Genomic DNA, 21,465 nt, shown 5'->3' with positions numbered 1-21,465 from the left:
CAACCCTCGCAGGGGAACGTGGACATCGCAGCGTTGACGTGCGAGCGCGCCGCGTGCCTCTGAGATCTCCCGCCACAGCCCTGCGAGGGGACTGCCCTTGCGCAGGCTGGCTGCCGCACGAATCACTGGGCAAGCCGCCATCGCTCTCGACGACGCAGGCCCCTTACCCGGCCGGCCTGCGCAAGGTTGAGCAGATGGCCCGGCCGCCAACCCACATACAGGCCATGCCGGACCTATTCATCCACATCGACGCGGCGGCGGGTTTGTTTGTGCTGGCTGTGCTGACGTTTCGCTTGTAAACGCCGCTCGGCCGCGGCGCGGCCGGGACGCGTCGCGATACGGCGGCGGGGGCGGTGCAGCGCGTGGCGCAGCAGGGCCTGAAAACGGGTGATGGTGTCTGCGCGGTTGTCGTACTGGCTGCGCGTCAGGGAAGAAACAATATGCAGGACGCCTTCGCTGTCAACCTGGCTGCCCAGGCGTGACAGCAGATGCTGGCGCTGCTCCTCGGTCAGACTCGGCGATTGAGCCACATCGAACAGCAATTCCACGCGCGTTTCGGTGCGGTTGACATGCTGGCCGCCAGGCCCCCCGCTGCGGCTGAAGCGAAAGCGCAGCTCGCTGAGTGGAATCGCCAATTCGGGCGTGATGCTGAGTTGATCGTCGGATGGTTCCAGGTTTAATAATGACATAACTAGCTATTCACAGCGCAAAGGAAGTCCAAGATGGCCTGATTGACCACTTCTGGCTGATCAAGGTTGCTGGCATGGCGCGAGTTCGGAATGCGCATCAGGGTGGCATGGGGCAAGGCCCGCTGCATGCGCTCTTTGTAAATCATCGGCACCACAGCGTCAAGTTCGCCCGCGAGGATCAAGGTGGGGCAGGTGATTCGGCGCAGGGAGCGGCCCGGCCAGAAACGAGTGATCGCCTGCAGACTCTGGCGATACGCACGAGGATCGTTGGCAGCCATGCGCTCAACCGTGTAGTTGTACAACAGGCGCTGATCCGGTTCAGGAAACAGCGTGCGTGCAATGAGCGTCGCGGTGTCGGTCATGTCGTGCGTCGGGCTGCGCAGCGCGGCCAGGCGGCGCGCCGCCGAACGCAGCATGTCACGCGTGGGCGGCCAGGGGCCAGGCATGGTGTTGATCAAGACGAGGCTGCGCGCCAGGTCCGGACGCGCCAGGGCCACCTGCTGAGCAACCATGCCGCCCAGGCTCAGTCCCATAACGTGCGCCGGGCCGAGGCCCAGGGCCTGCATCAGGCCGATCACGTCGGCGGCAAACTGCGCCATAGTGTAACGCCCCACGGGTTTGTCTGACAGACCGTGGCCGCGCAAGTCGAGCGGGAGACAGCGAAAGCAGCGTCCAAGCTCCGGAAGCTGGTATACCCAGTCATCCGCGCACGAGCCGAGGCCATGCAGCATGATGAGCGGCGGCCCGTCGCCCCAGCTCTCGTAGCGCAGGCGAATGTTGTTCACAGTCAGGTACGGCATGTGATCTCTCCATTGACTACACAATCGCCAAGACGATCATGTGCAGCACCCAGCACAGCCAGAGATTCCCGCTCACGAGAAAAACCACGGTCGTTGCCAGGGCCAGCGCGATGGCGACAAGCTCACGGCGTTGGCTGGCCGGGTGACGAAGGCGCGCACGCCAGACCGGGTCAACCGCCCATGCAACGTAGAGCAAGATCAGGCCCAACCACGCGCCCGCGTACGCTGCCTCCAGGACGCCCATTCCCCGGTCGCGCAGAAACCAGGCGCCGGCGACGCGCAGCAGCGCCCACATGAGCTGCGCGGCGGCCGCTTCCAACGGCAGCAGCAAGCGCCAGGGTGATGGCGCAGGATCGGCCGCGTTGACATGGCGAAACTGCCAGCTCGCCGCCAGCAGCAGCAGCACCAGCGCGCCGCTGACAGCCAACCCCTGACCAAAGCGCTGAATCCAATCGAGTTCGGCCAGGCCCATTGCGCGCGCGCTGACCAGCCCGCTCTGCAGCGCCAGGTAGGGCGGCAGCGCCAGGCCCAGGATGCGCAGCAGCGGCCACCAGGCGCTTAAGGAACGCTGAATGCTGAACGAGAAATGCTGAATGCCGGCTACGCTGTTTAGCGTTCCCTGTTCCTCGTTTAGCGTTCCCTGTTCCTCATTCAGCGTTCCTTGTTCCTCATTCCGCATTTTCTACAGCGTCCTCACCACATCATTGACCCACCGCCCGGACCTGACTCGCCACAGGCTGAGGGCAAACTTGGTCGCCTCCTCGCTCATCACCATCAGCACCACCCAGTAGATTGGCAGGCGCAGAACGAAGGAGCCGATCAGCGCCAGCGGCACGCCGATGACCCACATGGGGCCTGTGTCGGCCAGCAGGGCAAAGCGCGTATCGCCGCCGCTGCGCAAGATGCCGACGACCATCATCATGTTGCCGGCCTTGATGGCCAGCACGACGGACATGACAATCAGAATCCCCCAGGCATCGGCTTGCGCCTGCGCGGAAATGCGGTACCAGCCGAGTACAGGTCGCGTCACCAGGAACATGACCAGGCCAACGATCAGCGCGCCGCCGAATGACAGTCGTAGAAAACGCACGGCGAAACGGCGGGCCGCGCCGGTGTCCTGCGCGCCGATGCGCTGTCCGATCAGCACCGCGGCCGCGTTGCCCAGGCCGATGAACGGCACAAACGCCACACCCTCGATCGTGCCGGCAATGTTGTAGGCCGCAATGGAGTCGGTGCCAATGTGGGCGTAGATGGCCGAGTAGACCGTGATGCCAAGCGACCAGATGATTTCGCCGACGATGACCGGCAGGGACGTACGCATGAACTGCGCCAGCAGGCTGCGGTTGATGTCGAGCAGTTCACGCACACGGGCCGCGGCCGGCAAGTGATAGCGATAGGCCAGGAAAAGCAGGATGGCGCACTCTAACGTACGCGCCAACACCAGGGAGATGGCGGCGCCGTTGACACCCAGGGCCGGCAGCCCCGCCAGCCCAAAAATCAGAACATACGCCAGCGCGGTCTTCAGCCCCAACGCCCCGATGCTGACGGCCATCGGCGTGCGCACATGACCGGTGGTGCGCAGGATGATGCCAAACATACCGGTGATGCCGGTGGGAATGTAGCTGAGCGCGGCCAGGCGCAGATAACCGCTGCCCAGCTCGATCACGGCCGGGTCGTTGGTGTAGAGCTGCAGCAAGAAGGTGGGCGCCAGCAGCGCAGCCAGGGTGAAGAGGATGCTGCCGCCGGTCGCAATCAGCAAGGCCAGGCCCAGGACGCGGCGCACATTGAGCAGATCGCCGCGTCCCCAAAATTGGGCAGAGAAGATGGCCGCGCCGCTGCCGACGCCGAAATGAAAGAGCAGGAGCAGAAAGAGAATCTGGCTGGCCAGGCCGACCGCCGCGACCGACGTGGCGCCCAGTTGACCGACGATGAGGACATCCACCGCGCCGAGCGCGCTCATCACCAATTGCTGCATGGCGATAGGCACCGCCAATTGAAGCAGCGTCGGGTAGAAATCACGGTCATCGAACAGTGCGGTCTGCGTCATGCGTCTCTCTTGCTGGCTAATGGCGTTGCGTCTGCGCCAGTTTACCGTAGCTGACGGCCTTGTCAAACTACGAGGCTTCCGTAGTCAGGTGGACTACGGAAGCCTCATTTCACAGCATGGTTGCTCGGACAGGCTGAAATCCTACTTCGTCGGCGCCTCAATCTTGATGCTGGGGTCGTAGGTGACAGTCTGCGTGGTTTTGCTCTTGGCGCCCCCGACTTCGCCTTCGGCCTGCTGCTGTAGGACCAGGCCCGTGAGGGCGCCGATCCAGATCTTGACCTGGCTCGTGACGCCCAGATCGGCGCGATCCGAGGTGAAGGTATAGACCCAGGTAGGCGTGCCGTTCAGCAGCTCAGGACCGACGAGCTTGACATCGGTGATGGAATTCGTAGTCGCGTCAATCTCTTTCTCGCTCATCATCGAGAGCAAGGCCGCGCCGCCTGGGCCGCTGTTCCACGCGCCGTCGCTCGTGCGTGTCCACATCGTGTCGCTGATGATGATCGTCTCGGACGCGCGCTTGCCGTCGCTGTCCATCACGATGTGCAGGCGGTCAGGCGGCACCATCTCTGACGTCAACTGCATTTTGCTGTCGCTGGTTTCGACCAGTGTCAGCGTGCGACTCGGCCCGGCTGTGAGCTGCGACTTGATCGCCTTGATTACCACGGTCTTTGGATCGCCGACGGGCAGAACAGGCGCGGCCGGCTGGGTCGCGACCGGCGCGGCCGTGGCCGCAGGCGCGCTGGTGGCTGTGGGCGCCGGCGCGGCTGTCGCGGCGGCCGTGGTTGGCTTGACTTCGGGCGCGCTGGTGGGGGCGGTCTGCTCCGGTGTACTCGTGGGCGCCGCCGTAGAACTGCCGCCGCATGCGGCCAGCAGCAGGCTGGTCAGCAGCAAAAGGGGAAGGACAAAGCGTTTCATCTCTTCATATCTCCTGTCTGTGTTTGCGTTGACTCTTGACTCCGTCAACCGATGGGATTATCGCGCACCTGACTGCCAGGGATGTGATGAATCTTGCCGAACGAGGTGTTATTGAAGGATGTTCCGACAATTCGCGTGACAGCAGAGACTTGACGCATGCAGTGATATGTTATATGATATCTTCAGAAACATCAAATGCGAGGATTCTCATGTCACGGTATCCGTTGAACTTGCCCCAACAACTGAAACAGGAAGCGGAAGCCTGGGCGCAGAAACAAGGCGTCTCCCTCAATCAGTTCATTCTCTGGGCTACGGCCGAGAAAGTCGGCGCGCTCAATCAGCAGATGGACGATCCTGGCTTCCCGCAGGTGACCTATCGGCGCGGCGCCAGCGGTGTTCCGACGCCGGTCCTACGTGGGACCGGCATTCGCGTGCAAGCCGCGGTGACCGCCAACGAACAGTGGGAGATGACGCCAGCTCAAATTGCCGACGAATACGGCGTGCCGGTGAAACAGATCGAAGAGGCGTTGGCTTTTGCACGCGCCCATCGCCAAGAGATCGAATCCCAGATCCTGATGGAAGCGCGCCTGAGCAAGGAACCGCATGGCTAGACCCCGACTGCATCTCGACGCCGATGCTTCCTATCGTACCTTACTGAAAGTGTTATCAGAACGAGGGCACGATGTCACACGCACACCGTGTGCATGGATGCCGCTGGATGCCAGCGACGAGCAGCAGCTGCTGGTCGCGACGGCGCAGGGACGCTGCATCCTCACGTTCAACATCGCTGACTTCATGCGCCTGGCCCGCAAGTATCCGGGGCATGGCGGCATTGTGCTTGCTAACCAGCAGGATTGGACGCTTTCGGATTTGATTGCTAGTCTCGATTCAATGCTTTCGCAAACCAGCGCCGCCGACTGGCCGGGCCAGGTGCGCTGGCTCAACCAGTGGCGTTGAGACGCGTTCAACCACAAAAACTACAGAGATCACAAATTGGCAGCTTCTCTGCGTTCTCTGTGATCTCTGTGGTCAAAAACTGGTCAGGTTTGGAACTGATCGGGGGGCGGCAACTCTCAGGCGCCGGCGTTCAGTTCTTCGAAGGCCTGCCGCAGCCGCGCTTTGAAGCCTTCCTCGCCCGCGCGCAGCCAGATGCGTGGGTCATAGTACTTCTTGTTCGGCTCGTCCGGGCCTTTCGGGTTGCCGATCTGACCTTGCAGGTAGCCTTCGTTCTTGACGTAGTAATTCTTGATGCCTTCCCACAAAGCCCATTGCAGGTCGGTGTCAATGTTCATCTTGACCACACCGTACGAAACGGCTTCCCGGATCTCCGCCAAGGTGGAGCCAGAGCCGCCGTGGAAGACCAGGTTGAGCGGGTTTTCCGGCGTGCCGTACTTCTCCTGGATGTAGACCTGGCAGTTGTGCAGGATCACCGGGCGCAGCTTCACGTTGCCCGGCTTGTAAACGCCGTGTACGTTGCCGAAGGCCGCGGCGATGGTGAAGCGAGGGCTGACCTTCATCAGCTCCTCATACGCGTACGCCACCTCGGACGGCTGCGTATAAAGCCGGGAACTGCTGACGCCCGTGTTGTCCACGCCATCTTCTTCGCCGCCGGTGATGCCCAACTCGAACTCAAGCGTCATGTCCATCTTGCTCATGCGCTCCAGGTAGCGTTTGCATATCTCCACGAGCTCGGGCAGCGGCTCTTCTGACAGGTCCAGCATGTGCGAACTGAAGAGGGGCTTGCCGTGCGTCTTGTAGTACGCCTCACCCGCGTCCAAGAGACCGTCTACCCAGGGCAGCAGCTTCTTGGCGCAGTGATCCGTGTGCACCAGCACTCGTGCGCCGTACGCTTCGGCGAGCTGATGGACGTGCATCGCTCCCGCGATGGCGCCGGCAATCGCGGCGCGCTGGCCGCTGTTGCTCAACCCTTTGCCCGCATAGAAGGCTGCGCCGCCGTTAGAAAACTGGATGACCATCGGCGTGTCCAACTCCGCGGCGGTCTCCAGTGCGGCATTCACCGTGTTGGTGCCCGTGCAGTTGGCCGCGGGCAGCGCGAAGTGATGCGCTTTGGCGTAAGCAAATACCTTCTGCACATCGTCGCCCACGACGACGCCAGCCGGCATGAGATCTTTCAACGTTGACATGAGAATAACCCTCCCTAACCCATAAAACTCAGAACCGAATAAATGACCCACACCAAGACACTAAGACCCTGAGACCCAAACCGATTTCTTTGTGTCTTTGCGGCTTCGTGTGAGAATTCTCTGCGCTCAGGCTTCACGCCCCTGCCTCAGCGGCGTCGCTGAGTTGAGTCATCAGTCGCGCAATCGGCTGCAGATCCAACCACCACTGCTCTTTTGGCCGCATGTTCGCGCGGTCAGCCAGCGCGGGCATCTCTTCCATGTCGTGGATCGTGACATGGCCGTTCTGCAAGCCAATGACCGCGCCCGTCGCCGCGCCCTTTCCGGCCTCTTCGACCAGGAAGGCCAGGCAGCGCGCGGCCAGCCGCGTGGCCTGAATGCGGTCGAACGGCGAAGGGTCGCCGCCCTGCTGCATATGACCCAAGATGGCCTGACGCACATCGAAGAGGCCGCCGCCCTCTTGCTCGAATAAGGAACAAATGAAACCTGCGGTGTACAACGGATTGGCGTTTTCGTTGCGGATCACCAGACTCAGCCGCTTACCGCGCCGGAAGGCTTGGGTCATCTCGCCCAGGTCGGCTTCCAGATCGCGCAGCGTGATGCCTTCCTCAGGCAAATAGACGCGCTCCGCGCCGGTGGCAAGGCCGCTCATCATGGCCAGGTAGCCGCAGCGCCGCCCCATCACTTCGATGACAAAACAGCGGCGCGTGGTCACGGCCGATTGTTTGATCTTGTCCACCACCTCGACGATGCTGTTGAGGGTGGTGTCCGCGCCAATGCTGATTTCACTGCCGGGCAGGTTGTTATCAATGGACGCGGGCAGGGAGATGATGGGGATGTTGAGGCCGGGGTAGTCCGCGCGTGCGGCATGCAGATTGTACGCCGCGCGATGCGCCAGCCAGCCGCCAATCACCAAGAGACCGTCAACCTGATGTTCCTCCAGGGTGCGCGCTACGATCGCCAGGTCGGGGCCTTCGGGCGACGTTCGGCTGGAGCCAAGCAGCGTGCCGCCCACGGCGCCCCAACCGTGCACGCTCATCCAATCGAGTTCTTTGATCTGGCCGTCAAGCAAGCCCTGAAAACCGTTCATAACCCCCAGGGCGATATGTCCCTGGTCAATGGCCAGTCGCACCGCCGCATGCACGGCGGTGTTCATGCCGGGCGCCGCGGCGCCGGCCGTCAAAATAGCCAGGCGCAGGCGTCGCTGACCGGGCTGCGGCGCGTGCGGTAAGGCCCGCAGCAGCGTGCGAAACGTGCGGTGCGCCTCATTGAAGCTGTTGCCCCGCAGATTCATCGCGCGTTCGTAGTCGTGCGCGGCGATGGCCTTGGGCACTTCGCGCGTCTGCGCGACGCACTCCATCAGGGGATGGCGCCGGATGCGGTTATAGCGCATGCCGATCATTTGCGGTTCGCTCTCCGGCCCGGCCGCCAGCAGCTCATCCACGGCCGCGGAGCCGACCAGGGTGCTCATCCAGCGGTCGAACGCGCTGGGCGCGCCGCCGCGCTGAATGTGCCCCAAGATGGAGACGCGCACGTCTTCATGCAAGCGCTCGGCCAACACCTGGCGCACATGCTCGCTGGTGATGGGATTGCCGTTGCGGTCGCGCGCGCCTTCGGCGATGACCACGGTCAGGTCGCGACGGCCTGCGGCGCGGCCGGCCTTGAGCACGTCGCACATGTGGGTTTCCCAATCGTCTGTATCGGGCGGGTTTTCCGGGATCAGGCAGTATTCAGCGCCGCTGGCCAGCGCGCTCATCAGGGCCAGGTAGCCGCAATTGCGCCCCATCACCTCCACGACGAAGCTGCGCTGATGGCTGGCCGCGGTGCTGCTGATTTGATCGAGCGCCGTGGTAATGCGGTGCAGTGCCGTGTCCGCGCCGATCGTCATGTCGGTGCCGTAAAAATCGTTGTCAATGGAGCCGACCAGGCCGACGATGTTGAGGTACGCGTGACGTTCCGCCAGCTCGGCGGTCGCCGCGCCGCTTTGCACCAAATCCGCCAGCAGCGAGGTCCATTCCTGGCGAAACTCGTTCGCCCCGCTCAGGCTGCCATCGCCGCCAATGACTACCAGGCGGTCAATGTCACGTTCCAGCAGGTGCTTGGCCGCCAGCAGCCGGCCTTCTCGCGTGCGGAACGCAGCGCAGCGCGCGGTGCCGATCACGGTGCCGCCGCGCTGCATGATGCCGCTGACGTCATCCCAGGTCATCTGGCGGATGCGGTCTCCGCCGTCCACCATCCCCTGGTAGCCTTCTAAGATGGCGTAGACCGCGACCCCGCGGTTCAGCGCCGTACGAACCACCGCGCGCAGCGCCGCGTTCATACCGGGCGCGTCGCCGCCGCTGGTGAGGACCCCAATCGCCGTTACGGGCGTGTTTGACATCTTCGTTTCTCCCCAGGCAGTTTACCTCATCCTGGCAGGAGGTCAGTCGTTACCAGGACTTACACCACAGAGGCTCCCAGCCGATCTGCGACCTAACGCGGACAAGCCGGAACCAAATGCTTCAACGCAAAGGCGCCACGGTGCAAAGACGCCAATAAACGCTTTGCGGCTCTGAGTCTATGCGTCTTTGCGTTAGAATTTCTTGCTCTTCGAGCGACCAAACGAGGGTCGCGGACCGTCTGAGAGCTTGAGTGCGTAAGTCCTGGTCACGTTGGCGACGCCCTGTCGGGCGATGGCGCTGGTTAGCGGGCGAGCAGCGCGGCGGTTTCGGCCAGGCGCGTCGAGTAGCCCATCTCGTTGTCGTACCATGCGGCGACGGAGAGCAAATCGCCCTGCACCACGGTCAGCGGCAGGTCCACAATGGACGAATGCGGGTCGCCCACAATGCGGGACGAGGCCCATTCATCTTCCAACACGCCCATGATGCCCTTCAGCGGCGCCACGGCGGCAGCCTGACGGAAGGCGTCGTTGACCTCTTGTGCGGTCACCGGTCGCTCGGTAAGCAGGTTCAGCTCGGCGATGCTGCCAGTGCGGGTAGGCACACGGTACGCCTTGCCGGTGATCTTCAGGCCCTGCCAGATGAACGACAAGGCGCGCGCGGCGCCGGACGAAGACGGAATGATGTTCTCGGTCGCGGCCCAGGAATCGCGGCGATCCTTCATCGGCTGGTCCGTGAGCGACTGCGTGTTGGTGTAGGCGTGGATGGTCGAGAAAAGCCCGTACTTGATGCCGAAGTTTTCGATGACCACCTTGACGACCGGGGCGAGCGCGTTGGTGGTGCAGCTCGCCATGCTGACGATCTTGTGCTTCGCCGGATCGAAGGTGTCAAGATTGATGCCCGGCAGCAGCACGGCGTCGCAGTCTGCCTGCGTCTTGCTCGGCGCGCTGACCAGCACCCGCTTGGCGCCTGCATCGAGATGAGCCTGCGCGCCCGCGCGCGTGGTGGCGCGGCCGGTGCAGTCAATGACCAGATCAATGTCCAGCGCCCGCCAGTCGGGCAGGGCCTTCATCGAGTCGAAGTAGAGAATCTCGCGCCCGCCGATGACGAAGCCATTGTTCGTTGCTTTAACGTCTTCGCCCCAGCGGCCGTAGTTGGAGTCAACCTCGAACAACGCGGCCAACGTCGGAATGTCTTTGATGTCCGAAATCGAGACCGGTGTGAACAGGTTGTTCTTGAGCGCCACCTTCATCAGCGAACGCCCAATGCGACCAAAACCGTGGATTGCAATCCGTGCCATGAGAATGTTCCTTTCGTAATGCGTCTGGTTAGCGAATCGTATCGCCCTGGGATATTGTAACATGACTCTAGCCAGAATGCCATCTGGCAGCGTAACCATTTACGAGGTTCCCGAGTAGGACGCAGATCAGCCTGCGTTTATCTGCGTCCTGCCCATCAATTGCCGCGCAGCCTCTGTTTGGCGTATAATACACAGGCTACGATGCTGATGAGGTTCATCATGCATGAATCAAGGAGGGCGCTATGGCAACACAAGCAGTACTTTCAACGTACAGAGCGATCCTGCGGGGCAACTATCTTGAATGGCGCGGGGATGTGCGTGAGCGAATTCCGACCGACCAAGCCGTCGCGGTATACGTAACCGTATTGGATGAGCTACCGGTTGCAGCCAGTGAAGATGTGGAAAGCCAGGGCGCACGGATGGCTGCGGCCCTGCGAATACTGGCCGAGATCAACGCCCTCGGGGATATTGGTGACGCAGGCGCTTGGGAACGGACAGTGCGCGTTGATCGAATGCTGCCGGGCAGGGAAGTATGATGCTCATTGACAGTAACATCATTATCTATGCGGCGCAGCCAACCCATGAGGCATTGCGCCAGTTCATTGCGCAGAACACCCCCGCTGTGTCGGCAGTGAGTTACGTCGAAGTGCTTGGCTATCATCGTTTGACCGAGGAAGAGCGGCAGCACTTTGAGGTGTTCTTTGCTGCTGCGCCAGTCTTGCCCTTGTCTCAAGATGTCCTGGAGCAAGCCGTCAAGCTTCGGCGACTACGCAAGATGAGCCTCGGAGACGCGCTGGTGGCTGGCACGGCTCTGGCACGCAATCTCACCCTTGTCACCCGAAATACGGACGATTTCAAGTGGATTGCGGGTCTGTCGCTGTTCAACCCCTTTGTCAACCGATTCGGAGCCGGCCCTGGCGCGTAGCTATGCGGACATGACGGCGCTTTCTCCGAAAGTCGCCACCCTGATCGTGCGGCCGGATATGCGCAAGTACACGCTGCAAGATGCGCTGCTGGAGTTCAAGTACATCCCACTGAGCGACCTGGGCCTGACCGGCGAGGCGGTCAAAGCGACGCCCCGTGAGGAACTGGCTGGCCTGCCCCTGGTTGCGGCGGCGCTGGCCGAGGCGACGCGCAAGGCCGTGGGCTACCGCGCCACGCTCCATGCCGTTTATGGCGCCAAGCTGCGTCTGCACACCTTCGCCATCGTGGCGCTCGGCTTCGACCGGCTGGTGTGGGTGAAATTGTAGCCAACGAAATTTCTATACTGAATAATCATGACCGACCAACCGACCCTCGTTGCCCCTTTCATCGCGCGCTGGGCTGCCTCCGGCGCGGCCGAGCGCGCCAACTATCAGCTCTTCCTCTCCGAGCTGTGCGACGTGCTGGAAGTCGCGCGTCCGCAGCCGACCACGCCCGATGAGGCCGCCAACGCCTACGTCTTCGAAAAAGCGGTGCCGCTGCCCCACGGCGCGACCGGTCGCATAGACCTCTATCGTCGCGGCTGCTTCGTGCTGGAGGCCAAGCAGGGCCGCGACGCGGAGGCGGGCGCGTCCGCGCTGTCGCTGGCCGGACAGTCGGCCAGCCGGGCGCGCAAGCGCGGCGCGGCCCTGCGCGGGGCCGCGTCCTGGGACACGGCGATGGAACGGGCGCGGCAGCAGGCGCAGTCGTACGCGCGCAACCTGCCCCCGGCCGAGGTCGCCGACGGCGGCCGGCCGCCCTTCCTGATCGTGGCCGACGTAGGCGACAGCCTGGCGCTGTACAGCGAATTCACGCGCAGCGGCGGCAACTACGTCCCCTTTCCTGATCCAGCCCACTACCGCCTCAAGCTGGCCGAGCTGGCCGACCCGGACGTGCGCGCACTCCTGCGCCAGGTCTGGCTCGATCCGATGAGCCTGGACCCCAGCCGGCGCAGCGCGCGCGTGACGCGCGACATCGCCGACCGCCTGGCGCGGCTGGCGCGGGCGCTGGAGGGGAAGTTCGATCCCCAGGCCGTGGCCCAGTTTCTGATGCGCTGCCTCTTCACGATGTTCGCCGAGGATGTGGGGCTGCTGCCAACCGGCAGCTTCACGCAGCTGCTGGCCGATGCGCGCCACAGCGTAGCCCATTTTCCGGTTTTTGTGCGCGAGCTGTGGCAGGCGATGGCGGCCGGCGGCTTCTCGCTGGCGCTGCGCGCGCCGATCAAGCACTTCAACGGCGGGCTGTTCGCGGACGCCAGCGCGCTGCCGCTGACCGCAGATCAGCTGCAGCTGCTGATCGAAGCCGCGCAGGCCGATTGGCGCGACGTCGAGCCAGCCATTTTTGGCACGCTGTTGGAACGCGCGCTCGATCCGGCCGAACGCCACAAGCTGGGCGCACACTTCACCCCGCGCGCGTACGTCGAGCGCCTGGTGCTGCCCGCGCTGGTCGAGCCGCTGCGCGCTGAGTGGGAGGCGGTGCAGGCCGCGGCCGCGCGCCTGACCGATGAGGGCGAGAGCAAGAAGGCGCTGGCCGAGATCGAGGCCTTCCAGCGCCGCCTGGCGAGCATCCGGGTCTTGGATCCCGCGTGCGGATCGGGCAACTTCCTCTACGTCAGCCTGGAGCACCTGATGCGCCTGCAGGCCGAGGTGCTGGAGGTGCGCCGGCAGGTGGGCGGCAGCCAGATGCTGCTCGACGTGGAGAGCGTCACCGTCTCCCCACGCCAATTCCTGGGCATCGAGGTGAACCCGCGCGCCGCGGCCATCGCCGAACTGGTGCTGTGGATCGGCTATTTGCAGTGGCGCCTGCGCACCGAGGGCGACCTGGCGCACCTGGCCGAGCCGATCATCCGCAGCTTCCACAACATCGAGTGCCGCGACGCGATGCTGGCGTGGGACGCGGTCGAGCCGCTGCTGGACGCCGCAGGCCGGCCGGTCACGCGCTGGGACGGCCGCACGACCAGGCTGCACCCCGTCACCGGCGAACCGGTGCCCGACGAAACCGCCCGCATGCCCGCCTGGCGCTACCTCAACCCGCGGCCGGCCGCGTGGCCGCCGGCCGATTTCGTCGTGGGCAATCCGCCGTTCATCGGGAACTGGCGGATGCGCGGGTTCTTGGGCGATGGTTACGTCGAAGCGCTCCGTGGGGCATATTCCAACGTGCCAGGTTCGGCCGACTATGTGATGTTCTGGTGGGACAAAGCAGCGGAATTGGTGCGCACCGGCAAGATACGTCGGTTTGGATTCATCACCACCAACAGCCTGCGCCAGCCTCTAAACCGACAAGTGTTGGAGCACTATATCAACAGCACCCCGCAACTCTCGCTTGTGTTTGCCATTCCCGATCATCCGTGGGTTGATAGCGCTGATGGTGCTGCTGTTAGAGTAGCCATGACTGTTGCGGAGTTCGGAGACCGAGCCGGAGTTGTGTGCGAGGTGACAGGAGAGTCCAGCGGTACAGATGGCGAGATAACCGTCCAACTTCGGGCAAGATCAGGTATGATTTTGTCTGATTTGAATATCGGCGTAGAGGTCGGTCGTTCATCTGCCCTACGCGCCAACTCTGCGATCAGCAATACGGGAGTGAAGTTACACGGCGCCGGATTCCTGGTGACACCTTCCGAAGCTGTAGCTCTCGGTCTTGGATCAATCACTGGGTTAGAGAAGCATATTCGCCACTATCGAAACGGACGAGATATTGCGCAAACCTCTCGTGGCCTCATGGTTATTGATCTGGACGGATTAACTGCCGAAGAGGTGAGACAGCGCTTCCCAGCAGTCTATCAACGAGTCTTGGAGCGAGTTAAGCCCGAGAGAGATCAGAACCAAGAGCGGTATAGACGAGAAAACTGGTGGCTGTTTGGCCGAAAGAACACAGAGCTCAGATCAGCGTTGCGAGGTCTTCACCGTTACATTGCTACAGTGGAGACATCCAAGCATCGCATCTTTGTCTTCCTAGATGCTGAGGTTCTACCCGACAATAAGTTGATCAACATTGCTCTCGATGACGCTTATTTTCTGGGTGTCCTTTCCAGTAGTATTCACGTCACCTGGGCTATGCGGACAGGCAGCAGGCTTGAGGACAGGCCGGTCTACGTCAAGACCGCTTGCTTCGAGAAATTTCCCTTCCCCGCCGCCACCGATGCGCAAAAGACCCGCATCCGCGCCCTGGCTGAGGAGTTGGATGCGCACCGCAAGCGCCAGCAGGCTCAACACCCCAGGCTGACCCTCACCGACCTGTACAACGTGCTGGCGAAGCTGCGCGGCGGCGAGGCGTTGACCGCCAAGGACAAGATCATCCACGCGCAAGGGCTGGTCTCGATCCTCAAGCAGCTGCACGACGACCTGGACGCGGCCGTCGCCGAAGCGTACGGCTGGCCGGCCGATCCTGCGACAGGCGCAGGACAAGGTCTGCCCGATGAGGAGATTCTGGCGCGGCTGGTCGCGCTCAACGCGGCGCGGGCCGCGGAAGAGGCGTCCGGCCTGATTCGCTGGCTGCGGCCGGACTACCAGGCGCCGGCCGGGTCCGCGCCCCAGGCGCAGCAGGCCGCGCTGCAGATCGAAGAAGCAGAAGCCGGGGAGGTTGCGGCAGTCTTGCGCGCCTGGCCTGAGGGCATGGCCGCGCAGGCGGCCGCGGTGCGCGGTGCGCTGGCTGCGTCCGCCGGCCGGCCGGTCCGCGCGGCCGAAGTAGCCGCCGCGTTCAGCGGGGCTTCACCGGCCCGCGTCGCCGACTGGCTCGCCACGCTCGTCGCCCTGGGCCAGGCGCAGGCGCTGGACGATGGGCGGTTCGTCGCCGGGTAGCGTGGCGCATGGTGTGGTATTTGAACGTGCCGTGGGATCGTGTTGTGATCGGCGTAGTGCTGATCCTCTACGCGGCGTACATGCTTTGGGAACACCTGGTGGCCTACGAACGCATCTACTCGCCCTCGCGGGCGGTGAGCCAGGCCATACTGAAGGCCGCCTATTGGACCGCCTGCTACGGCCTCACGTTCGGCGCGGTTTTCTGGGCTGTGTCGCAGTTTCTGCCCGTCGGGAGAACCCGGTACATGGTCGGGGTCGCGGTCTGGTGGCTCGTATCCAACGTCCTGAGTGCGCTAGTCTGGAAGCCGCTGAGCCGCATGATTGATAATCTGTTGGACTAATGATTGACGGCGGTGATCTGCCCATTTTCGTCAGCCGCCAAAACGACCAGTTCGGGCATGGGAAAATGACGCGCATTGGTGGTGACCAACGCCGCGCCGGCTTGCAGGGCTGAGGCCGCGATCACGGCGTCCGGCCCGCCCAGAAGGATCCCGCGGGCTTGCCAGGCGCGCAGCCATTCGCCGGCCTGATCAGCCGTGCTGCGGTCAATGACGTGCGTCGAGAAGCTGTCGAGCAGGACGAAGGTGCGAGCGCGTTCGTGGTCTCGCATCCCGCGCAGCACCTCGACACGGGTGAAGGCGGAGATGTAGACGTCGCCGCCCTGGTTCAACCGCTGCACGAGCTCACGATAGCCGGGGCGCTTGCGCAAATGGCGAATCAGAATGCCGGTATCCAGCAGGTAGGCCGGCATCGCTAACTCTCCTCACGGCGATCCCAGTTCATCTGGGCGCGTCCTTCCGCAATCCAGCGGTCAATCGCCGCACCGTCAATCAGTTCGGGATGATCGGCGTCCTCCCAGGCTCCCGCGCTGTCATCCAGCGCCGCTTGCAGCTCCAGGCGGCGCAGCTCGCGTGCCACCGCCTCGGCCACAAAGCGCGCCCGCTTGCGCGGGGGAACCTGTGCGCGCAGATCCCTGGCGACATCGGCCGGCAGCAATACGTTCATACGGACAGAAGCAGACGCAAGCGTCATGGTGCACTCCATTAGGCACAGTCTATTGTGCCTTAATTATACACATAATCCGCCAAGCGTCAAGGTGTTTACGCATGCCAATCCCAGGATTGCGCCTGAGTACGTCGCTACATGGCTCGCCACCCTGGGTCAGGCGCGGGACGATGGGTTAATGTACTTTCTCGCTCCGCTCTTCTCCCCACCTGCTGTCAGTTGGCCCCCATCCCGCATATTCACTATAATCAGCGCATGGTGTGGTATTTGAACGTGCCGTGGGATCGTGTCGTAATCGGCGTAGTGCTGATCCTGTACGCAGCGTACATGCTTTGGGAACACCTGGTGGCCTACGAACGCATCTACTCGCCCTCGCGGGCGGTGAGCCAGGCCACGCTGAAAGCCGCCTATTGGACTGCCTGCTACGGCTTCACGTTCGGCGCGGTGTTCTGGGCCGTGTCGCAGTTTCTACCCGCCGGGAGAACCCGGTACATGGTGGGGGTCGCGGTGTGGTGGCTCGTATCCAACGTCCTGAGTGCGCTGGTCTGGAAGCCGCTGAGCCGCATGATGGATAATCTGTTGGACTAATGATTGACGGCGGTGATCTGCCCATTTTCGTCAGCCGCCAAAACGACCAGTTCGGGCATGGGAAAATGTGATAGAGTAACGAGGAACTGTGCAGAATCGAGGAGGGATCCGATGAGAAGTAGTATTCGCGAGGCCATCGGCGAGACCGTCCAGGGTCTTGTAGACTTGGGCCTTCCCACCACATTCACCAAGAAACAACTCGACGACCTCGGGGTCATCGTCCCAGAGGTTGAAATGTCTCCTGTCCATATTCAAGAAATCAGGAGGAAGACCAGGCTGAGTCAGATCGTCTTCGCCAAGGCCCTGAACGTCAGCGCGTCCACAGTGCGCCAATGGGAGCAAGGCAAACGTTCGCCCTCCGGTTCGACCAAGGTATTGCTTGAGCTTCTGCAAAAAGAGCCTCATTTGTTGGACTATCGGATTCAGAACTGAGGGAGTTTTCCCCATATGGAGGTCCCAAATGTGGACGAAACGACTGGTCGCTTATTTCCTGGTTGTCGTGCTCTGGGCGGTTATTAGCGTGTCGCCGCATGTGGCGACGTCTGTGGCTGCGGTCGCGCCTTCGGCGTTGCACCGCGTGGCGGCGCCCTCTGTGGCCGACTTCTTACAGCCGGACGGGACACTGGACCTGCCGACCGGCTTTGCCGGCGGCCTTGACCCAACCGGTTATCAACTCATTAGCGCACCCAGTGGCACGCTACGCTTTGCGCCCTCCGACCCGGGGGACGAATACTGGGCTGACGGCTTTGGCTATCCCGGCGTGAGCAGTTACGTAAATGCCCTGACGGTGGACGGTCAGGGCAACCTCTATGCCGGGGGCCGCTTCACCACCGCGGGGGGCGTGAGCACCAACTACATTGCGCGTTGGGACGGCAGCGCCTGGCACACCCTCGGCTCCGGCATGGACAGTTGGGTAAGTGCCCTGGCGGTGGACGGGCAGGGCAACCTCTATGCCGGGGGCTACTTCACCACGGCAGGGGGCGAGAGCGCCAACCGGATTGCGCGCTGGGACGGCAGCGCCTGGCACGCCCTCGGCTCCGGCATGGACAGTCTGGTACGTGCCCTGGCGGTGGACGGGCAAGGCAACCTCTATGCCGGGGGCTACTTCACCACGGCAGGGGGCGAGAGCGCCAACCGGATTGCGCGCTGGGACGGCAGCGCCTGGCACGCCCTCGGCTCCGGTATGAACGATGGGGTAGCAGCCCTGGCGGTGGACGGGCAGGGCAACCTCTATGCCGGGGGTTTGTTCACCACCGCGGGGGGCGTGAGCGCCAACTACATTGCGCGCTGGGACGGCAGCGCCTGGCACCCCCTCGGCTCCGGCATGGGCAGTTACGTATTTGCCCTGGCGGTGGACGGGCAAGGCAACCTCTATGCCGGGAGCAACTATATTGCGCGTTGGGACGGCAGCGCCTGGCACGCCTTCGGCTCCGGCATGGACAGTTGGGTATATGCCCTGGCGGTGGACGGGCAGGGGAACCTCTATGCCGGGGGCTACTTCACCACCGCGGGGGGCGTGAACGCCAACTACATTGCGCGGTGGGACGGCAGCGCCTGGTACCCCCTCGGCTCCGGCATGGGTGGATACTATCCATTCATTCTTGCCCTGGCAGTGGACAGGCAGGGCAACCTCTATGCCGGCGGCGACTTCACCACTGCGGGGGGCGTGAGCGCCGACCGTATTGCGCGCTGGGACGGCAGCGTCTGGCACACCCTCGGCTCCGGCATGAACGATGGGGTATATGCCCTGGCGGTGGACGGGCAGGGGAATCTCGACGCCGGGGGCGCCTTCACCACGGCAGGGGGCGTGAGCGCCAACCGGGTTGCGCGGTGGGACGGCAGCGCCTGGCACGCCTTCGGCTCCGGCATGGGTGGATACGTTAACTATCCATATGTCTACGCCCTGGCGGTGGACGGGCAGGGGAACCTCTACGCCGGGGGCGCCTTCACCACCGCAGGGGGCGTGAGCGCAAACTACATTGCGCGCTGGGACGGCAGCGCCTGGCACACCCTCGGCTCCGGAATGAACGATGGGGTACGTGCCCTGGCGGTGGACGGGCAGGGAAACCTCTACGCCGGGGGCTACTTCACCACCGCGGGGGGCGTGAGCGCCAACGGTATTGCGCGTTGGGACGGCAGCGCCTGGCACGCCCTCGGCTCCGGCATGAACCATTACGTAGAGGCCCTGGCGGTGGACGGGCAGGGGAACCTCTATGCCGGGGGCAGCTTCACCACCGCGGGGGGCGTGAGCGCCAACTACATTGCGCGCTGGGACGGCAGCGCCTGGCACGCCCTCGGCTCCGGCATGAACCATTACGTAGAGGCCCTGGCGGTGGACGGGCAGGGGAACCTCTATGCCGGGGGCTACTTCAGCACCGCGGGGGGCGTGAACGCCAACTACATTGCGCGGTGGGACGGCAGCGCCTGGCACGCCCTTGGCTCCGGCATGAACCATTACGTAGAGGCTCTGGCGGTGGACGGGCAGGGGAACCTCTACGCCGGGGGCAGCTTCACCACCGCGGGGGGCGTGAGCGCCAACTACATTGCGCGTTGGGACGGCAGTGCCTGGCACGCCCTCGGCTCTGGCATGGACAGTCCGGTATCTGCCCTGGCGGTTGACGGGCAGGCGAACCTCTATGCCGGGGGTTCGTTCACCACCGCGGGGGGCAAGCCATCATCACGCATCGCGCTCTGGACCGGCGTGGCCGGCCAACCCGGTCCAACTCCGCCGCCACCAGCGCCCACGCCCACGGCGTATCCGACGCCCACGCCGCAGCCAACGCCAAACCCGGCGGTTCATTACCCCGTACTGCTCGTGCACGGCTGGTTAGGCGCGTACCCTGAAGACCAGGGTCGTGACTGTACCTTGACGGCGGCGCCCTTTGATAGCTCTAACCCAGCGCACAGCTCCTGGGCCGATGTGGCTGGCCGTCTGAATAATGATCACTACCCCGTCTACGTGGCGAGCCTCCAGACGCATCGGTCCTACACGCCGCCGCTGGAAGTCAATGCCGCCTGTCTCAAGCGCCAGGTCGCATCGGTCATATCTCAATCCCAGCAAGACAAGGTCATCCTCATCGGTCATAGCATGGGGGGGCTGGTCAGCCGTATTTACCTGGAGGATTCCAATCTGTATCAGGGTGATGTCGAGCGTCTGATCACCCTCGGATCGCCGCATGGGGGCGTCAACTACCCTGCGGCCCTTATCTACCCGATTCCTGTAGGGGCAACGATCGTTTGCGGTTTCCAGCCGGCCCTCTGTCAGTTCACGAACATGGTAGCGTTGAACTGGATCTACCATACGCGCGCCAGCAACGTTCCCTACACCCTCATCGGCGGCACATGGAGCGACGCGAGCAGCCTGCGTTGGCTGCTCTCAGAGGGACTAAACGACAGCTGGGTGGGGCTCGCCAGTGCGACGGGTCGCTACTGGCCGGTTGGCACGGCTGTCAGCGGCAGCCAGGTGCAACGCTTGCAGACGTCCAGCGACCACGGCGGCTATTTCACCGGCGCCACCCGCTACGATTGTATTCGCCGTGGCTTGGGTTTGAGCGGAAACTGCGCCGACGCGGACGTGCTGTCGCAAGGCTTCGGCCCGGCCAACGATCCTATTCTGTCCGGTCACACCCAAGATAGGGTTGGCTCCGTGCAACAGGGTCAGGTGGTTTGCTACACCGTGGCGGTTGACACCAGCGAACACAGTGTGTTCATGCTCTCCTGGCTGGATGGCGCCCTGGCTTATACTCTCACCAATCCGTCAGGCGTCTTGATTACACCAGCCTACGCGGCCGCCAATCCCGGCATCGTGAGCTTCACAACAGCCGCTGCCAGCGGAGAGCAGCCCGCCTGGGCCGCTTATGCCTTCACGCAGACGGTCCCCGGCCCCTGGACGTTGTGGATGGGCGGCGCCACGACCCCCACCACGGGTAGTGGCTATCACACCAGTGTGTGGATGGAGACGGCACGCACGCTGGCGGCCGGGGCAAACCAGGAGTTGTACCAGGTAGGCAACACGGCAACATTGACAGCAACCCTGACCAATGGCGCATCCGGTCTGGCCGGGGCGACGGTACAGGCGATCTTACCGCGCACCGATGGAATCACTGACACGATCACCTTGACCGATTTGGGCGGCGGCAGCTATCAGGCAAGCTATCTCATTCCAATCGCCCCCGGGTACGTCTTGGGCCGCGTTGTGGCAACTGGAAGCGACGGCGGGACGCCCTACAACCGGGAGGCTGCGCTCGTGTTTGCGATCAGCTCCCAAGCCGCGCACCTGAACGGGCATTACGCCGTGCGCACGCCCGATCTCAATACTGATGGCCGCTACGACGCGTTGCTCGTTGACATGGGGGTTGTTGCCGCCGCACCGGTGACCATGTCGTTTACAGCCGACCTGGTGCCGACCGGTGTGGCCGAAACCTTGCGCGTGATGACAACAACCGTTCTGGCCACCGGTACCCAGACGGTAACCCTGGCGTTCCCGGGACGTGACATCCACCGGGCAAGGTCGAGTGGCCCCTACACGATCACCAACGTACTCCTGTATGATTTGGGCCTGGGAGGTGTGCTTGCCCAGACGGCGAACAACGTGCACGTTACAGGCTTGTACGATTATCGCCAGTTCGGCCTGCGCGGCGATGTCGACAACTCATGTGCCGTTGACCTGTTCGATCTCATGGCCGTCACCATGGAGTGGGGCGTTACCACGTTCAACCCCGACGTGGACCTTAACCGTGACGATCTTGTGAGTGTGGCGGACATCATCTTGGTGACCAGTCGTTGGAATGAAACTTGCTGGGATTGAGGCAGGACCAGCGATCGCAACAAATCTCGCAGGTTCGA

At 63.3% G+C, this 21,465-nt stretch carries 20 protein-coding genes; 10 read left to right on the top strand and 10 right to left on the bottom strand.

Annotated features, from left to right (window positions below):
- Positions 1-233: 233 nt before the first annotated feature.
- The 5 genes from arfB to ACPQ6D_RS06015 form a co-directional block, all read right to left on the bottom strand.
- A complete protein-coding gene (arfB, locus tag ACPQ6D_RS06035; protein ID WP_423223398.1) occupies positions 234-689 on the bottom strand; it encodes an alternative ribosome rescue aminoacyl-tRNA hydrolase ArfB in 456 nt (151 codons plus the stop codon).
- Between the two features lie 2 nt (positions 690-691).
- Entirely contained in the window at positions 692-1,489 is a 798-nt protein-coding gene (locus ACPQ6D_RS06030; RefSeq protein WP_423223397.1) for an alpha/beta fold hydrolase, read from the bottom strand.
- A 16-nt stretch (positions 1,490-1,505) separates the two neighbouring features.
- Positions 1,506-2,168, bottom strand: coding sequence for a hypothetical protein (locus ACPQ6D_RS06025; protein WP_423223396.1), 663 nt, complete (start codon positions 2,166-2,168; stop codon positions 1,506-1,508).
- Between the two features lie 3 nt (positions 2,169-2,171).
- The gene (locus ACPQ6D_RS06020) at positions 2,172-3,536 is read right to left on the bottom strand and encodes an MATE family efflux transporter (RefSeq protein WP_423223395.1); all 1,365 of its coding nucleotides are present in this window, start codon (positions 3,534-3,536) and stop codon (positions 2,172-2,174) included.
- Between the two features lie 141 nt (positions 3,537-3,677).
- The gene (locus tag ACPQ6D_RS06015) at positions 3,678-4,451 is read right to left on the bottom strand and encodes a hypothetical protein (protein WP_423223394.1); all 774 of its coding nucleotides are present in this window, start codon (positions 4,449-4,451) and stop codon (positions 3,678-3,680) included.
- A 209-nt stretch (positions 4,452-4,660) separates the two neighbouring features.
- Between ACPQ6D_RS06015 and ACPQ6D_RS06010 the strand changes: the two genes are divergently transcribed.
- The gene (locus ACPQ6D_RS06010; protein ID WP_423223393.1) at positions 4,661-5,062 is read left to right on the top strand and encodes a DUF433 domain-containing protein; all 402 of its coding nucleotides are present in this window, start codon (positions 4,661-4,663) and stop codon (positions 5,060-5,062) included.
- Positions 5,055-5,408 carry a DUF5615 family PIN-like protein gene (locus ACPQ6D_RS06005; RefSeq protein ID WP_423223392.1) on the top strand — a complete coding sequence of 118 codons (354 nt, stop codon included), beginning with the start codon at positions 5,055-5,057 and terminating at the stop codon, positions 5,406-5,408. The genes ACPQ6D_RS06010 and ACPQ6D_RS06005 overlap by 8 nt, the downstream gene beginning before the upstream one ends.
- A 116-nt stretch (positions 5,409-5,524) precedes the next feature.
- On the opposite strand, the gene fbaA is transcribed toward ACPQ6D_RS06005, so the two are convergent.
- The 3 genes from fbaA to ACPQ6D_RS05990 all read right to left on the bottom strand — a co-directional run bounded on the left by fbaA (position 5,525) and on the right by ACPQ6D_RS05990 (position 10,270).
- Positions 5,525-6,595 (bottom strand): class II fructose-bisphosphate aldolase, encoded by a 1,071-nt coding sequence (gene fbaA / locus ACPQ6D_RS06000; protein WP_423223391.1) that lies wholly within the window; start codon positions 6,593-6,595, stop codon positions 5,525-5,527.
- Positions 6,596-6,728: 133 nt separating this feature from the next.
- The gene (locus ACPQ6D_RS05995) at positions 6,729-8,972 is read right to left on the bottom strand and encodes a 6-phosphofructokinase (RefSeq protein WP_423223390.1); all 2,244 of its coding nucleotides are present in this window, start codon (positions 8,970-8,972) and stop codon (positions 6,729-6,731) included.
- 302 nt (positions 8,973-9,274) lie between these two features.
- Complete coding sequence (locus ACPQ6D_RS05990) at positions 9,275-10,270, bottom strand: type I glyceraldehyde-3-phosphate dehydrogenase (protein WP_423223389.1); 996 nt, start codon at positions 10,268-10,270, stop codon at positions 9,275-9,277.
- A gap of 242 nt (positions 10,271-10,512) precedes the next feature.
- Between ACPQ6D_RS05990 and ACPQ6D_RS05985 the strand changes: the two genes are divergently transcribed.
- From ACPQ6D_RS05985 to ACPQ6D_RS05965, 5 genes are read left to right on the top strand one after another with little or no spacing between them, the layout of a single operon-like run.
- Entirely contained in the window at positions 10,513-10,806 is a 294-nt protein-coding gene (locus ACPQ6D_RS05985) for a hypothetical protein (RefSeq protein ID WP_423223388.1), read from the top strand.
- Positions 10,803-11,195, top strand: coding sequence for a type II toxin-antitoxin system VapC family toxin (locus ACPQ6D_RS05980; protein ID WP_423223387.1), 393 nt, complete (start codon positions 10,803-10,805; stop codon positions 11,193-11,195). The genes ACPQ6D_RS05985 and ACPQ6D_RS05980 overlap by 4 nt, the downstream gene beginning before the upstream one ends.
- A complete protein-coding gene (locus ACPQ6D_RS05975) occupies positions 11,161-11,520 on the top strand; it encodes a hypothetical protein (protein WP_423223508.1) in 360 nt (119 codons plus the stop codon). The genes ACPQ6D_RS05980 and ACPQ6D_RS05975 overlap by 35 nt, the downstream gene beginning before the upstream one ends.
- A gap of 27 nt (positions 11,521-11,547) precedes the next feature.
- Positions 11,548-15,027 (top strand): class I SAM-dependent DNA methyltransferase, encoded by a 3,480-nt coding sequence (locus ACPQ6D_RS05970; protein WP_423223386.1) that lies wholly within the window; start codon positions 11,548-11,550, stop codon positions 15,025-15,027.
- A gap of 8 nt (positions 15,028-15,035) precedes the next feature.
- On the top strand, positions 15,036-15,368 hold the full coding sequence (locus ACPQ6D_RS05965; protein ID WP_423223385.1) for a hypothetical protein: 333 nt from the start codon (positions 15,036-15,038) through the stop codon (positions 15,366-15,368).
- On the opposite strand, the gene ACPQ6D_RS05960 is transcribed toward ACPQ6D_RS05965, so the two are convergent.
- A complete protein-coding gene (locus ACPQ6D_RS05960) occupies positions 15,365-15,778 on the bottom strand; it encodes a PIN domain-containing protein (protein WP_423223384.1) in 414 nt (137 codons plus the stop codon). The genes ACPQ6D_RS05965 and ACPQ6D_RS05960 overlap by 4 nt on opposite strands.
- Before the next feature lie 2 nt (positions 15,779-15,780).
- Positions 15,781-16,059: a hypothetical protein gene (locus ACPQ6D_RS05955; protein WP_423223383.1), complete on the bottom strand. Its 279-nt coding sequence runs from the start codon at positions 16,057-16,059 to the stop codon at positions 15,781-15,783.
- Between the two features lie 228 nt (positions 16,060-16,287).
- On the opposite strand from ACPQ6D_RS05955, the gene ACPQ6D_RS05950 reads away from it, so the two are divergent.
- The 3 genes from ACPQ6D_RS05950 (at position 16,288) to ACPQ6D_RS05940 (ending at position 21,427) form a co-directional block, all read left to right on the top strand.
- The gene (locus ACPQ6D_RS05950) at positions 16,288-16,620 is read left to right on the top strand and encodes a hypothetical protein (RefSeq protein ID WP_423223382.1); all 333 of its coding nucleotides are present in this window, start codon (positions 16,288-16,290) and stop codon (positions 16,618-16,620) included.
- Positions 16,621-16,731: 111 nt separating this feature from the next.
- Entirely contained in the window at positions 16,732-17,052 is a 321-nt protein-coding gene (locus ACPQ6D_RS05945) for a helix-turn-helix domain-containing protein (RefSeq protein WP_423223381.1), read from the top strand.
- 28 nt (positions 17,053-17,080) lie between these two features.
- On the top strand, positions 17,081-21,427 hold the full coding sequence (locus ACPQ6D_RS05940) for an alpha/beta fold hydrolase (RefSeq protein ID WP_423223380.1): 4,347 nt from the start codon (positions 17,081-17,083) through the stop codon (positions 21,425-21,427).
- Positions 21,428-21,465: the final 38 nt, after the last annotated feature.

Source organism: Candidatus Amarolinea aalborgensis, from assembly GCF_900491745.1.
Lineage (GTDB): Bacteria > Chloroflexota > Anaerolineae > SSC4 > Amarolineaceae > Amarolinea > Amarolinea aalborgensis.
Note: the sequence above shows the minus strand (reverse complement) of the source record. Positions and strands in the feature narration are given on the sequence as shown.